This window comes from Symbiopectobacterium purcellii (assembly GCF_019797845.1).
Taxonomy (GTDB): Bacteria; Pseudomonadota; Gammaproteobacteria; order Enterobacterales; family Enterobacteriaceae; genus Symbiopectobacterium; species Symbiopectobacterium purcellii.
On sequence record NZ_CP081864.1, the window covers coordinates 2,695,876 to 2,710,191 of the forward strand.

Consider the following 14,316-nt stretch of genomic DNA (forward strand, 5'->3'; position numbering starts at 1 on the left):
TACTTGAGAGTGGAATCAGATTCGGCGCGCCTGCCAGTAGGCCCGCTTCCAGTAGACGTTATCCAATGACGATCGCATTACGCCCTGGCTGGTGGAGGCGTGAATAAACTGATCGTCTTTATCATAAATACCCACATGCAATCCGCTGCTGCCGCTGCCGGTTTTGAAAAACACCAAATAGCCGGGCATCAGATCGTCCCGATCAATACGGGAACCTAATTCCGTTTGCGCTTCAGTGGTGCGCGGCAGTTGCATACCAAAACGATCGCGAAAGGTTAAATAGACAAAGCCAGAACAATCAATGCCGCGGTGATCCAGCCCACCATAGCGATACGGCGTGCCACGCCACTGCGTGAGCTGTTCGTTAAGTTGGCTTATTACCATGATGGAGTCGCCCAGACGCGGATTAGGCGGTGGAGCGCGGTGGCTGCTGCACCCAACCAAAAATAAACTTGCGATCAGCAACCCCTGAATCAAGCGCATCTGCGGTATCCTGCGAGTATCGGTTCGTTTTCTTATTCACCGCGTCCTGCGGTGAATGTCACGCTATCAGAATGATATTACTGCCCAATTTAGCGTTGATGTCACTGTTTTGGCAAGTCTGACACGGCAAATGAGCGGTTACTCGGACACCGGCACCAACCAATCGCTATCGCCAACGCGATGGCGTTGGAAATCGATGCCGAAAACCGGTGCCAGTCGTTCAGGCTGCATGACGTCTACCGCATCGCCCGCATCAATCAGCTTACCTTTCGAAATCAACCAGATATCATCAGCCTGCTGTAAGCTGTGATTTAAGTCGTGGGCGCTGGCTAGCACAATCAGCCCTGCCTGACACAGCACTTTCAGCATGGCATCAAGCGCTACGCGTTGCGCTACGTCCAGACCGGTGGCGGGCTCATCCAGTACCAGCAGGCGAGCATAAGGATTCAACGAAGGCCACACCTGCAAAAACACGGCGGCAAGGCGTACACGCTGCCACTCGCCGCCGGAGAGCTCCGTCAACGGACGCGTCAATTTATCCGTTAACATCAGGCGCGTGGCCAATTGGGCGACCACTTCATCGACCGCCATAACACTCACCTGCTTCGGCTGGTGCAGTGCCAGATACTGGAACACGGGCATCAGTGCACTGGGGTTTTGCTGTTGCGACAGATAAGCGCGACGCAACGCCAAGTCTCGCGCAGACAAATCGACAATCGGCATGCCGTCCAGTTCCACGCGCCCTCCGCCCTCTAGCAGCCCGGAAACCCGGGCCAGCAACGTGCTTTTGCCAGAACCATTGGGCCCGACCACATGAATCAGCCGACCGGCATAGGCGCTGACGCTGACAGGTTGTAATCGCCGTCCGCAGGCAACGTGAGTCAGACGCAGCGCGCAGGGAACGTGATGCTTCAGCTCTTGCGTCAACAATTACTCGGCCACCGCAGCATCAATGGCGTTAACAATCATTTTGTCATCCGGGGCGATATCGGGCGAGAAGCGTTGGATCACCTGACCATTGCGCCCGATCAGGAATTTTTCGAAGTTCCACAGAATATCTTCAGGATGCTTGGGCGCACGGCCTTTATTGAGTAAAAGTTCGTAGAAGCCGCTAAGCAGATTTCCCTTGGCTTTAGGCTGCGCAGCAATCAGGTGACGGTACAGAGGATGGCGCTGCTCACCGTTCACCTCAATCTTGCTGAACATAGGGAACTGCACGCCAAAAGTGGCACGGCAAAATTCCTGGATCTCGGCGTCGCTGCCCGGCTCTTGTCCGGCGAACTCATTAGAGGGAAAACCGAGTACCACCAGGCCACGTTCGCGATAGGTTTCATACAGTTTTTCCAACGCATCGTACTGTTTGGTTAAACCGCACTTCGAGGCCACGTTAACAATCAGTGCGACCTGTCCCTGATAAGTGCCAAAGGTGGTTGCTTCACCGTTGATCGTGGTCAACGGGATTGCATAGATGTCGTTACTCATAATCACCTTCCTGTTGTATATCATTAGGTTACATTAACCGGATTACGCTGGCGCAGCAGCAGCCAGATAAACAGCGGTGCACCGAGCGTCGCGGTGATCACACCGATGGGCAACTCGGCCGAGGGGATCATCACGCGAGCCATTGTGTCAGAGAGTGAGAGCGTCATGGCTCCCGCCAGCCCACAGCCCGTCAATAAATAGCGTTGATCGGTCAACCCCATCAGGCGCAGCGCGTGGGGGACAATCAGCCCGACAAACCCGATAACACCGGCCAGCGCAACGCTGATCCCCACCAGAATGCCCACCACCAATACCAAAAGGTTACGCCAACGGTATACGGAGATCCCCAACTGCCGCGCCTGGATCTCACCCAGCGAAAGACGGTTGAGCGTCTGCCCCTGGCGACTTAACCATGCCAGACAAGGCAGCAAGGCGATCATCAGCCACCCGTAGCGCCAGTCCACGCCGCTGAACCCACCCAACATCCAATACATCAATTGGCGTAGATCCAAACTGGTGCTGAAATAGACGGCCCAGGTCATCACCGCGCTGCATACAATCCCCAGCGCTACGCCAATCAGCAGCAAACGTGCATTGGAAATATGACGTCGGGCAAAGTGTAAGAGCAAGAATGTGGTGGCGAGCGCCCCCACAATAGCACCGACGCTCAGCACCCATACGGGCTGCAACCCCTGCCCCAGCAGCACACCAAGCACCAACGCCACGCCTGCGCCATTAGCAACGCCCAGCAAACCCGGCTCTGCCAGCGGATTATCAAAAATGGCCTGCATTACGGCCCCTGACATCGCCAGGCTCGCGCCCACCAGCATCACCGCCAGTGTCCTCGGCATGCGCAACTGCCAGATAAAAACGCGTTCGGCGTCATCCCACCATGCCCAGGGCATCACCCAACGATCGCCAGCGCATAACCCGATGATCACGGTCACCGCCGCCAGTAGCGCCAACACCACGATGCGTTGACGGTCATGATAACGCTGGCGCAAACGCAACAGCGAGTATCCCTTGTTCAATGGCTGCATAACGCTATCCTGTACACTGCGGTCACACCCCGCAAACCCAACTCGGCTTAACTCGACCGTCTTTCATGTAGCGTCACTGCACGCCGTTTATCTCGCTAAGGTATTCAGGCGATTAAAATGCCACTTTACGCCGCCCCGTTAGCCAGGCCCCGACGAACTCCGGCACCACTGCCGTCGCCGCACCGTAGATTTTTTCATCAAACTGGCTTTCTACCTGACTCGGCTCGAGATTCAGTTCTATGGTGTAAGCGCCATGGGTGTGCGCTTCATGAACGAATCCTGCGGCCGGATAGACATGGCCGGAAGTACCGATAGCGATGAAATAATCGGCTTGCGCCAGCGCCTGATAAATACGTTCCATACCGAGGGGCATTTCCCCGAACCACACCACGTGCGGGCGCAACGGTGCGGGGAACTGGCAACAGTGGCAGCGTTCATCGGTTGCGATATCACCGGTCCACTCGATAACCTGTCCGCTCTGGCAACAGCGCACCTTAAGCAATTCGCCGTGCATATGAACCACCCGCTGGCTGCCCGCACGCTCGTGCAAATTATCGATATTTTGCGTCACCAGCAGGAAGTTATCCCCGAGCGCCGCCTCAAGATTGGCTAACGCCAGGTGTGCCGCATTGGGCACTATCTCTGGCTGCTGCAACTGCTTTCGCCGCGCGTTGTAAAATGCCTGTACCAGTTGTGGATCGCGTTGAAACCCTTCCGGCGTGGCGACATCGTCCACCCGGTTATCTTCCCACAGGCCATCCGCCGCACGAAAGGTGCGAATACCAGATTCCGCTGAAATCCCGGCGCCAGTCAGCACCACCACACGCGGACTTTTTGATTCATTCACGGCCAGATAATCCTTATGGAAAATACGTGAACGCAGACGCTGCTGACGCAGTCGCTTTCCTTGATGAAACCGTATCATCCTTTGACGCGTATGCATGTCTGCTCCTGTGAACGCTGGGTGGAAAGTGTCTAACACTGCCTGCTTGATTGGCAATAAACGTGTGTCGCTAAAAAGCTACTGCGCAGAAAAGTGCAGCAGAGCCGCGCCCCTAACGCCACCGGCATCGCCATAGCGCGCCTTCTCAATGCGCGGTAAGCGCGCTACCGGCAGCAAATACTCAGGCAACCGCGCCGGGAGAAACTGGTAGATCTCATCAAAATTAGACAAACCACCGCCCAGCACCAACAAGTGGGGATCAAACATCGTCAACAGATTCCCCACGCAAGCGGCGAGTACGCTCATATAGCGATCGACGTGCGCCAGCGCGTTTGCCTCACCCGCCCTATAGTGGCGAATAATGGTGACAGCATTTAGATTTTCACCATAGGTATGTGCATACAGCCACTCAAAACCCCGGCCAGAAATATAGTTTTCGATACAACCCGACTGCCCACAGCCGCATTTCACCCGGGGGATACCTTCACCCATGATATCCAACGCATCCACCGGTAACCGGAAATGGCCGAACTCTCCGGTAATACCGTTGCGCCCATCAATCACTTCGCCGTTGATAACCAGACCGCCACCGACGCCGGTGCCAAGGATCAGCCCCAACACCACGGGGTACTGACGGAACTCGCCTTCCCAGGCTTCTGAAAGGGCAAAGCAGTTGGCGTCGTTGGTCATGCGTACATCGCGCTGTAACAGGCGTTGTAAATCCACCTGTAAAGGTTTTCCCATGGTTGCAGGCAAATTAGCGGTAAACAGCGCGCCATCATCCCCGCCGCGCATACCGGGAATGCCGACGCCGACGGTTCCCAGTTTGCCCGTCAACGCATCGGCTTCCTGCGTGAGTGCAACGAAGGCCGAAAGCAACGCATCGTAGTCATTACGCGGCGTGGGCACCCGTTTTTGCCATACGGACCGCATATCCGCATCAAAGACGCCGACTTCAATCTTACTGCCGCCCAGATCAAAACCATAATACATGGCTTACTCCTCTGTGGCTGAATAGGTTATGGATTGCAAGGGCCGTAGCGCTATTGTCCGCTTAACACACGAGCGGGCTCAATACGACTGGCGCGCCGCGCCGGATACCAACTGGCCAGCAAGCTCAGCGCCACGGCGGTGAGCAGCACCAGAACCACATCCGTCATGTGCAATTCTGACGGCAGGAAATCGATAAAATAGATATCGCCCGACAGAAAATGGTGTCCGGTCAGCGATTCGAGCCCACGAATAATCGCACTCAGTTGCAGCGTCGCCACCACGCCAATCACGGCGCCAATCACGCAACCGAGCAGGCCGGCCAGCAGCCCGTACCAAATGAAAATGGCGCGGATAAGACCATCGCTCGCCCCCAACGTGCGCAATACGGCGATATCGCTGCTTTTGTCTTTCACCGCCATCACTAACGTGGAAACGATGTTAAAACAGGCAACACCAATCACCAGTACCATTGCTAAATACATGATAGTCCGAATCATCTGGATGTCGCGATACATGTAGCCGTAGGTGCCAATCCAGTCACGAATATAGATATAGGTATCCGTTACTTTTCCTGCGTCTCGTACCAGTTTGCTGGCGGCAAATACGTCATCGACTTTGATAGCAATGCCGCTGACATCATCACCCATTTCCAGATACTGCTGCGCATCAGCCAGCGGGATAAACGCCAAACTATGATCGAGCTGTCCGCTAAGTTGCAGAATGCCACTCACGTGCAGGCGAATGCGTTTCGGCTGCAACAGCTTCATTTGCGGATCGCTGTTGGGGATCATCACCGTCACCCAATCCCCGGTTTTCACTTCAAGCGCCTGTGCGACGCCTTTGCCGAGAATAACCTGTTGCTCACCCGCTTTGAAATTGGCCCACGCGTTTCCCGCCACGAACGTTGGCAAGGTGCTGAGACGTTGTTCCTGTTGCGGATCCACGCCTTTCATCTGTATCGCGCGCAGTCTGGCACCGCTCTCCAGCAGCCCAGTGAAATGCACATAGGGCGCCGCGGCAACAATGCCAGGCACCTGCTCAATGTTAGGCAACATGTTCTGCCAGCCGGTGAACGGCGGATTGACCGGCTCAATTTCACCATGGGGCACCACCGCCAGAATACGATTTTTCAATTCACGTTCGAAGCCGTTCATGGCGCTGAGGCCGACGATCAGCACCGCCACCCCGAGTGCAATACCGATGGTTGAGATCACCGAGATCAGGGAAACCATGCCACCACGCCGACGACCCCGGCTAAAACGCAGCCCAATCAGCAGGGAGAGCGGGGGAAAACTCATTGCGCGGCTCCCATCAGGGTTAATTCTTGCTGAAGTTGCCCGTCACGCATTTCCAACTGACGACGCAAACGCGCAGCCAGTGACAAATCGTGAGTCACCACCAGAAACGCAGTGCCCTGACGCACGTTTAATTCGCCCAGCAGTTCAAAAATGGTATCCGCCGTGCGCTGATCGAGGTTACCCGTAGGCTCATCCGCCAGCACCAGCGACGGGTTGTTCACCAGCGCGCGGGCGATGGCCACGCGCTGACGCTCCCCGCCGGACAATTCGCTGGAGCGGTGCTCGCGTCGTGCATCCAGTCCCACGGCGGCCAGCATGGCACGCGCCTGATCCTGCGCCTGCACGGGCGGCGTTTTGCCAATCAACAATGGCATCGCCACGTTTTCCAACGCGGTGAAATCCGGCAGTAAATGGTGAAACTGGTAGATAAAGCCCAGCTCACGGTTGCGCAACGCCGATTTAGCGGCGGCAGAAAACCCACTGAGCGCCTGACCTTTGAAGATAACATCGCCCGCGGTGGGAGCATCCAGTCCGCCCAGCAGGTGCAACAGGGTACTTTTGCCCGAACCGGAACTGCCGACAATCGCCATCATTTCGCCGGCTTGCATGCTGAATGTCACATGACGCAGCACGTCGGTGGACAGTTTCCCTTCCTGATAGGTTTTGCACAGGTCATTACATTGCAACAACAGGGAATCATTCATAGCGTAAAGCCTCTGCGGGATGAACGGCGGCGGCGCGCCAGGAAGGATAAAGGGTAGACAGCAAGGCAACGATCATCGCCACCAGCGCGATGGTCACCACCTGCACCGGATCAATATGAACGGGCAACGCGGCACCATCCAGCAACAGCCCCAATGCCGGGATCAGCGTATTAAGCTGGCTAGCCAGCAACGTACCGAGCACGGCGCCCAACAGCGCGCCAACCACCCCGGCGCTTCCCCCCTGCACCATAAACACCGCCATAATCTGGCGTTGAGTCAGCCCCTGCGTTTGCAAAATGGCCACCTCACCCTGCTTTTCCATCACCAACAACCCCAACGACGTAATGATATTGAACGCCGCGACGGCGACGATCAGGCTCAACAACAGCCCCATCATATTTTTTTCCATGCGAACAGCCTGAAACAGTTCGCCCTTGCGCTCACGCCAGTCTTTCATCACCCATCCTTGTGGCACTGGCTGCGCACTGAACGCCACAATATCCAACGGATTTTCCAGCCACAGGCGCCAGCCAGTTATGTGCCCGGTCGGGTAACGCATCAGACGCGATGCATCCTGCTGATTCACCAGCATCTGGTAACCATCCACTTCGCTACCTGCGGCAAAGGTACCCGCCACGGTAAATAAACGCTGGCTGGGAATGCGCCCCATCGGCGTGAGTTGGCTGGCACCGGTAACCATAATACGCAGTTGTTCACCGCGCTTAACCCCAAGTTGAGAGGCCAACTGCTCACCCAGGATCACCAGGTATTCACCCGGCTGAAGTTGCGTGAGCGAGGTATTTTTCAAAAAACGCGACAAAGGCTCGGGTTCATCGGGATTAATGCCCAGCATCACGCCCACGGCAACGCTGCGCGCACTTTGTAGCACCACTTCCCCCGTGGTGATAGGGGCAATGCGCGTCACGCCCTGTAAGGTGCTCAACGATGAGGCGGGCAACGCCTGCGGATCGAGTGAACCGCCCGCAGTGGTCACCACCGCTTGCGGCATCAGTCCCAGGATGCTCTCCTCAAGCTCCTGTTCAAAACCGTTCATCACCGACAATACGGTCACCAGTGCCATGACGCCTAACGTGATGCCAATAGCCGATAACCAGGAGACAAATCGCCCAAAGCGATCCACTGCTCGCCCACGCATATAACGCAGGCCAATAAATAAAGCGACAGGTTGATACATGAAATCCGTCTGGATAAGGTTGCTAAAGCAAAGTGATCAAGGATAATAAAGGGTCATATCACTTTATGGAACCCTACCCCGCTTTCTACACTGCTTTTTCTTATGCTGGAACGGGGCAACACCAGATATTCGGAATATGCCTGAAAAAAATCGCTATGCTCTGCCCGTAAAAGCGGGTGAACAACGTCTGTTAGGCCAACTAACCGGCGCTGCCTGCGCCGTCGAGTGTGCCGACATCATTGAACGCCACGCCGGACCAGTGGTGCTTATCGCACCCGATATGCAAAACGCGCTGCGGCTACGCGATGAACTTCAGCAGTTTACGTCGCATCCGGTCACCACGCTGTCTGACTGGGAGACGCTGCCCTACGACAGTTTCTCGCCGCATCAGGAGATAATCTCCGCTCGCCTCTCCACGCTGTATCACCTCCCTGAGATGACGCGCGGCGTGTTGGTGTTGCCCGTCAATACGCTGATGCAATTGGTGTGCCCACACACGTTCTTGCACGGTCATGCGTTGATGGTGAAAAAGGGGCAACGCTTGTCGCGCGATAAACTGCGCGCGCAGTTGGAGCAAGCAGGTTATCGCAGTGTCGACCAGGTGATGGAGCACGGGGAGTTTGCCACACGCGGTGCGCTGTTGGACCTCTTTCCCATGGGCAGCGAAGAACCCTACCGCATCGATTTTTTCGATGATGACATAGACAGCCTGCGCGTATTTGATGTCGATAGCCAGCGCACGCTGCAAGAAGTGGCACAGATTAGCCTGCTGCCTGCGCACGAATTTCCTACCGACAAAAATGCCATCGAGCGCTTTCGCAGCCAATGGCGCGAAACCTTTGAAGTGCGTCGTGATGCCGAGCATATTTACCAACAGGTCAGCAAAGGCACCTGGCCTGCAGGCATTGAATATTGGCAGCCGCTGTTTTTTGAACAGCCGCTTAGCACGCTATTCAGCTATCTCCCCAGCAATGCACTGCTGGTTAATACCGGCGATCTTGAGGCCAGCGCCACCCGCTTTTGGGCCGATATTCAACAACGCTTTGAAAGTCGCCGCATAGACCCGATGCGTCCGCTGTTAGCGCCGGAAGCCTTGTGGCTGCGCGTCGATGCCTTGTTCAGCGAACTGAAAGCCTGGCCGCGCGTTCAACTCAGTAAAGAAACGCTGACGGATAAAGCGGCGCACCGCAACCTCGGTTACCAAACGCTGCCGGACATTGCCATCCAGCATCAGCACAAAGCGCCGCTGGATGCACTGCGACGTTTTCTGGAAGGCTTTACCGGACAGGTTATCTTTTCCGTCGAAAGCGAGGGGCGCCGTGAAACCCTTCAGGAATTACTGACGCGTATCAAATTGGCACCCACGCCGATCGCTCGGTTGGATCAGGCGGATAAGCCCGGCGCTTATCTGATTATCGGTGCCAGCGAGCACGGTTTTATCGACACGCTGCGCCAGCGCGCGTTGATTTGTGAAAGCGATCTGCTCGGCGAACGCGTTGCACGTCGACGCCAAGACAGCCGCCGTACCATTAATACCGACACGCTGATCCGCAACCTGGCCGAACTGCATCCGGGCCAGCCGGTGGTGCATTTGGAACACGGTGTTGGCCTTTACGTCGGCCTCACTACGCTGGAAGCCGGCGGCATCACCGCTGAGTACATGATCCTGACCTATGCCGGAGAAGATAAACTCTATGTTCCGGTTTCATCATTGCACCTTATCAGCCGTTATTCCGGCGGGACGGATGATAACGCGCCGTTGCACAAACTGGGCGGCGATGCCTGGTCACGTGCGCGGCAAAAAGCGGCGGAGAAGGTGCGTGATGTGGCAGCCGAACTGCTGGATGTGTATGCGCAACGCGCCGCAAAAAGCGGCTTTGCCTTTAAGCACGATCGCGAGCAATACCAACTTTTCTGCGAGGGTTTCCCGTTTGAAACCACGCCGGATCAGGCGCAAGCCATTAATGCCGTGCTGAGCGACATGTGCCAGCCGCTGGCAATGGATCGGCTGGTGTGCGGTGACGTTGGCTTCGGCAAAACCGAAGTCGCGATGCGTGCCGCGTTTCTCGCGGTAGAAAACCACAAACAAGTGGCCGTGCTGGTGCCAACCACCCTGTTGGCACAACAGCATTACGACAATTTCCGCGATCGCTTTGCCAACTGGCCTATCCGAATCGAAATGCTTTCCCGTTTCCGCAGCGCCAAAGAACAGACGCAGGTGCTGGAACAAACGCAGGAAGGCAAGGTAGACATTCTGATTGGCACCCACAAACTGCTGCAAAGTGACGTGCACTGGCGTGACCTTGGGCTGCTGATTGTGGATGAAGAGCACCGCTTTGGCGTGCGCCACAAAGAGCGTATCAAAGCGATGCGTGCCGACGTGGATATCCTGACGCTGACCGCCACACCGATCCCGCGAACGCTGAACATGGCGATGAGCGGGATGCGCGATCTTTCGATTATTGCCACACCGCCTGCTCGCCGTCTGGCGGTAAAAACCTTTGTACGCGAGTATGATGGATTGTTGGTGCGCGAAGCGATGCTGCGTGAAATTCTGCGCGGTGGACAGGTTTACTACCTCTATAACGACGTAGAGAACATCGAAAAAGCCGCTCAACGTCTGGCGGAGTTAGTCCCTGAAGCGCGCATTGCGATTGGTCACGGCCAAATGCGCGAACGGGATCTGGAACGCGTGATGAGCGATTTCCACCATCAGCGCTTTAACGTACTGGTGTGCACCACCATCATCGAGACCGGCATTGATATCCCCAGCGCCAACACCATCATCATTGAGCGTGCCGACCATTTTGGTTTGGCCCAGTTGCACCAGTTGCGCGGTCGCGTAGGACGTTCGCACCATCAGGCCTATGCCTATTTGCTGACGCCGAACCCGAAGGCGATGAGTACGGATGCGCACAAACGACTGGAAGTCATCGCCTCACTGGAAGACCTGGGTGCAGGCTTTGCGCTGGCAACTCATGATTTGGAGATTCGCGGTGCGGGTGAACTGCTTGGCGAAGATCAAAGTGGGCAGATGACCACCGTCGGTTTTTCGCTCTATATGGAACTGCTGGAAAGTGCAGTCGATGCACTCAAAGCCGGGCGCGAGCCCTCATTGGAAGATCTGATCAGTAGCCAGACCGAGGTGGAACTGCGCCTACCGTCCTTGCTGCCGGAAGCCTTTATTCCTGACGTCAACACGCGGTTGTCGTTCTATAAGCGCATTGCCAGCGCCAAGGATGATAACGCGTTGGAAGAGCTGAAAGTGGAACTTATCGATCGCTTTGGTACCCTGCCAGATGCCACGCGCCATCTGTTGCAGATTGCCGCGTTGCGCCAGCAGGCACAATCGCTGGGAATCAGGCGTATCGAGGGCAACGAAAAAGGGGGATTTATCGAGTTCAGCGCCCACAATCGGGTCGATCCTACGCACCTGATTGGCCTGTTACAGCGCGATCCTCGTGTCTATCGCCTGGATGGCCCCACCCGCTTAAGATTTATGAAAGACCTCAGCGAAAGGCCACAGCGTATCGATTTCATCGCTGGACTTCTGACGGACATGGCCCAGCACACCTTGGCGGCATAAGCCTCGACAGTGGTGGCTACTATCGCGTAGCCACCACTGGTGTGCGGGGTGAGGTATGACCTGATTGCACGGCACTAGCGGGAAACGGTGCTGGTAAAAAATTTAATTTTATACATTCCCCAATAAGACACCATAGCAACCAATAATGAGTTAATCGCGGGAACGCCCCATCTATCGATAGCCCCCACAGCACTGCCTAACAAACAGCAAAAAATAGCGACCCAACCTATTATGAGATGTTCTTTTAGCATATCGTGCTATATCGGGGGTCATCAATGCGGCGACAATACAACCGCCAATAATCCTGGTTATTGCATTCGCTACTGTTAAAGGATCCCCCTGTGAAGCCGCGTGAAAAAGGGTTGCCACGTTAAGCGACGAAAGGACCTGAATAGAGATGAAAGCGATAACAGCAATGAATAGTGGAACTGCAATTGAGGCGGCAATTTTAATCGTGCGAATGCCAAGTACGACGAGGAGAGTAAGGCATAAGCCTGACAATGCAGCAGAGAATTCAAATCCGAGCATGCCATTCAATGCATGATCGATACCTTTAGCAAACACCGCGTTTTGTACGCCAAACCAGCCTAACAGACTGATGGCTACGATTGCACTGATCAATACTGACCCCAATCGTCCGAAGCCTGATCAACGAGCCAGTAGGGTCCCGGTTAATCCTTCTTTCATTACCGCGTAGCCAAGCGCGAATGTGATTGCACCAAATACAATACTCGCCATCGTAATGGCGATAAAAGCCTCCCGTAGGATCATCGAGTGACCCAAAATCGCCCCTAACATAAATTGGTCAAGCACAGTTAACATACCCGCATGGACCAGCATTATACCTAATAATGGTAAACGGCATTCCGGTGGCGCTCGACTGTATGAGTAGTTTTCATTTCGATTCATAAATTATAAACACCCATTTTTAAAATTGCCGCCGGTATAAAATTGTCCATGTCTTGGTCGACATAAATTGCGCGTAGTTGTGCTATGTTATGAATATCAATTTTATCAAACACCGAGTGCACGCTATGATTTACGGTGCGTGTGGATAGGTTAAGAATGCGTGATACTTCTTTTGGTGAATACCCATGGATAAGTAACCAAACCACTTCGAGTTCTTTTTCTGTTACCAGCCCTATTCCTGCTGATGTTATTTGATAGTTATCATTATTTAATGATTTTAGCATTGGGTGAATACAGCATGCCGGTTTGGCATCTCAAAGAACACCTATGCATTTATTAACATCATCATAAAGGGGGATTTTTGTGCTAATAGAGGCAATCGGTTTATGATTTCCGTTCCAACAGTGTACTTCTAATACGCTAGTGCTTTTTCTACTGCGCATTGTATCTTGATCGTTTTTAATCAAATCAAAGTATAATTCATGCCATGCTGTTGGAAATTCAATATCATACAGACCTTCAACTGAAAAATTTTTTGGTGTGTTAGTGTACCGCCTTGCTGCATGATTCAGATAAACATGCCGCGATTCAGCGTCTTTTATCCCCCATGGCTCATCAAGATTTTCTATGAGAAAAATGGCCTTAGAAAAATCTGCTGCAACGCACATCGCTTCTCCTTTAAGATCAGACAAGTTGCTTTACCAAGTAATGTCTTGAAAATTTCAGAGAAAACCCATCAAGGCTGCCATATTCCGAATAGCCCAGTTTTATATAAAACCCACGCGCCTGAAAGCTGAATGTATCAACATAAGAAAAATGACAACCTCTCTCTATCGCCTCACGCTCAGCCATTTGCATCAATTCTCGTCCGACGCCGTTTCTTTGATATTCAGCCGCAACCCAAAGGTATTGAATATCTAATCCACCCCACCATGTTCTGGCAATTATTCCGCCCTTTATGTCCCCTGATTCATCTTTAAGCGTGATTCTCAACGGTTGAATATCAGCGGGTGCAAAATGGTCATTATGTTTCCACAAACCATCAAGTATCTGTTTCTCTTCATTTTCATCAGGTGTGCTATGTAATTGATAATTCATCGTCCCCCCTGCAGTTGCTAATAATTCACATAATTCACTGAATGAATCTTAACGGCGTAAAACTATCCAATGTTTAAATAAATATAAAATGTCGACCAGTCACTAATGCCTTCAAAGGGTTCAACATGCAAGGAATAGTTAGCGGCATTGACGCCAATCCGTCTCATCTAATTTACCCGCGCTGAGCAGACCGCTAAGTCGTCAAAGAAAAGTAGCTATTTTACGCAGTAAAGACCGTACTCAGATAATATTCCTTTTTGTTTCTCAATGACTACCATAAATACTCTATAACCTTTCATAACCTTTCATAACCTTATGATTAGGTATTTTTTTTGCACTGTAGTTTTCATCAGTTGAACATGTAATTAATCATTGGCATCATTACGATGATAACTATTTCAATGAGTGTCATCTTCAATTAATGATGAAACACCAGGGGAAATAATAGCGCATTAGTGGCAATGCCAATATGTTATTATTTACAAGAAAATATGGACTTGGTTGCCCAGTGAACCCTTTATCTTTAACAGTGAAGGGATAATAACGCCAAGGTAATACTCAATCACCGCGAGGAACTCCCCTCTT

The 14,316-nt window shown here is 53.4% G+C and carries 14 protein-coding genes; 1 reads left to right on the forward strand and 13 read right to left on the reverse strand.

Annotation, left to right across the window (positions count from 1 at the left end):
* Window positions 1–15: 15 nt before the first annotated feature.
* The 9 genes from K6K13_RS12635 to lolC form a co-directional block, all read right to left on the reverse strand.
* Entirely contained in the window at window positions 16–483 is a 468-nt protein-coding gene (locus K6K13_RS12635) for an NlpC/P60 family protein (RefSeq protein WP_222157347.1), read from the reverse strand.
* Window positions 484–621: 138 nt separating this feature from the next.
* Complete coding sequence (gene btuD, locus K6K13_RS12640; protein WP_434064575.1) at window positions 622–1,410, reverse strand: vitamin B12 ABC transporter ATP-binding protein BtuD; 789 nt, start codon at window positions 1,408–1,410, stop codon at window positions 622–624.
* Between the two features lie 3 nt (window positions 1,411–1,413).
* A complete protein-coding gene (locus tag K6K13_RS12645) occupies window positions 1,414–1,965 on the reverse strand; it encodes a glutathione peroxidase (RefSeq protein ID WP_222157348.1) in 552 nt (183 codons plus the stop codon).
* A gap of 23 nt (window positions 1,966–1,988) precedes the next feature.
* Complete coding sequence (btuC, locus tag K6K13_RS12650; RefSeq protein WP_222157349.1) at window positions 1,989–3,005, reverse strand: vitamin B12 ABC transporter permease BtuC; 1,017 nt, start codon at window positions 3,003–3,005, stop codon at window positions 1,989–1,991.
* 112 nt (window positions 3,006–3,117) lie between these two features.
* Window positions 3,118–3,948, reverse strand: coding sequence for a Sir2 family NAD+-dependent deacetylase (gene cobB / locus K6K13_RS12655; protein ID WP_222157350.1), 831 nt, complete (start codon window positions 3,946–3,948; stop codon window positions 3,118–3,120).
* A 78-nt stretch (window positions 3,949–4,026) separates the two neighbouring features.
* A complete protein-coding gene (nagK, locus tag K6K13_RS12660) occupies window positions 4,027–4,941 on the reverse strand; it encodes an N-acetylglucosamine kinase (RefSeq protein WP_222157351.1) in 915 nt (304 codons plus the stop codon).
* 50 nt (window positions 4,942–4,991) lie between these two features.
* Window positions 4,992–6,239 carry a lipoprotein-releasing ABC transporter permease subunit LolE gene (lolE, locus tag K6K13_RS12665; protein ID WP_222157352.1) on the reverse strand — a complete coding sequence of 416 codons (1,248 nt, stop codon included), beginning with the start codon at window positions 6,237–6,239 and terminating at the stop codon, window positions 4,992–4,994.
* Window positions 6,236–6,943 (reverse strand): lipoprotein-releasing ABC transporter ATP-binding protein LolD, encoded by a 708-nt coding sequence (gene lolD, locus K6K13_RS12670; protein ID WP_222157353.1) that lies wholly within the window; start codon window positions 6,941–6,943, stop codon window positions 6,236–6,238. The genes lolE and lolD overlap by 4 nt, the downstream gene beginning before the upstream one ends.
* Window positions 6,936–8,138: a lipoprotein-releasing ABC transporter permease subunit LolC gene (gene lolC / locus K6K13_RS12675; protein WP_222157354.1), complete on the reverse strand. Its 1,203-nt coding sequence runs from the start codon at window positions 8,136–8,138 to the stop codon at window positions 6,936–6,938. Before lolC ends, lolD begins: the two co-directional genes overlap by 8 nt.
* Before the next feature lie 136 nt (window positions 8,139–8,274).
* Here lolC and mfd point away from each other — a divergent pair, with 136 nt between their 5' ends.
* Window positions 8,275–11,724 (forward strand): transcription-repair coupling factor, encoded by a 3,450-nt coding sequence (gene mfd, locus K6K13_RS12680; RefSeq protein ID WP_222157355.1) that lies wholly within the window; start codon window positions 8,275–8,277, stop codon window positions 11,722–11,724.
* Window positions 11,725–11,895: 171 nt separating this feature from the next.
* Here the strand turns inward: mfd and K6K13_RS12685 are convergent, their stop codons facing one another.
* The 4 genes from K6K13_RS12685 to K6K13_RS12700 form a co-directional block, all read right to left on the reverse strand.
* Entirely contained in the window at window positions 11,896–12,345 is a 450-nt protein-coding gene (locus tag K6K13_RS12685) for an SLC5/6 family protein (protein ID WP_222157356.1), read from the reverse strand.
* Window positions 12,346–12,629: 284 nt separating this feature from the next.
* Entirely contained in the window at window positions 12,630–12,917 is a 288-nt protein-coding gene (locus tag K6K13_RS12690; protein ID WP_222157357.1) for a helix-turn-helix transcriptional regulator, read from the reverse strand.
* Window positions 12,918–12,947: 30 nt separating this feature from the next.
* Window positions 12,948–13,325, reverse strand: coding sequence for a PAS domain-containing protein (locus K6K13_RS12695; protein ID WP_222157358.1), 378 nt, complete (start codon window positions 13,323–13,325; stop codon window positions 12,948–12,950).
* Window positions 13,318–13,731 (reverse strand): GNAT family N-acetyltransferase, encoded by a 414-nt coding sequence (locus tag K6K13_RS12700; RefSeq protein WP_222157359.1) that lies wholly within the window; start codon window positions 13,729–13,731, stop codon window positions 13,318–13,320. The genes K6K13_RS12695 and K6K13_RS12700 overlap by 8 nt, the downstream gene beginning before the upstream one ends.
* Window positions 13,732–14,316: the final 585 nt, after the last annotated feature.

Bases quoted from the DNA above. Each gene is read 5' to 3' on its own strand.
- K6K13_RS12635 (WP_222157347.1), bottom strand. From the start codon at position 483: ATGCGCTTGATTCAGGGGTTGCTGATCGCAAGTTTATTTTTGGTTGGG.
- K6K13_RS12645 (WP_222157348.1), bottom strand. From the start codon at position 1,965: ATGAGTAACGACATCTATGCAATCCCGTTGACCACGATCAACGGTGAA.
- btuC (WP_222157349.1), bottom strand. From the start codon at position 3,005: ATGCAGCCATTGAACAAGGGATACTCGCTGTTGCGTTTGCGCCAGCGT.
- cobB (WP_222157350.1), bottom strand. From the start codon at position 3,948: ATGCATACGCGTCAAAGGATGATACGGTTTCATCAAGGAAAGCGACTG.
- nagK (WP_222157351.1), bottom strand. From the start codon at position 4,941: ATGTATTATGGTTTTGATCTGGGCGGCAGTAAGATTGAAGTCGGCGTC.
- lolE (WP_222157352.1), bottom strand. From the start codon at position 6,239: ATGAGTTTTCCCCCGCTCTCCCTGCTGATTGGGCTGCGTTTTAGCCGG.
- lolD (WP_222157353.1), bottom strand. From the start codon at position 6,943: ATGAATGATTCCCTGTTGTTGCAATGTAATGACCTGTGCAAAACCTAT.
- lolC (WP_222157354.1), bottom strand. From the start codon at position 8,138: ATGTATCAACCTGTCGCTTTATTTATTGGCCTGCGTTATATGCGTGGG.
- mfd (WP_222157355.1), top strand. From the start codon at position 8,275: ATGCCTGAAAAAAATCGCTATGCTCTGCCCGTAAAAGCGGGTGAACAA.
- K6K13_RS12690 (WP_222157357.1), bottom strand. From the start codon at position 12,917: ATGCTAAAATCATTAAATAATGATAACTATCAAATAACATCAGCAGGA.
- K6K13_RS12700 (WP_222157359.1), bottom strand. From the start codon at position 13,731: ATGAATTATCAATTACATAGCACACCTGATGAAAATGAAGAGAAACAG.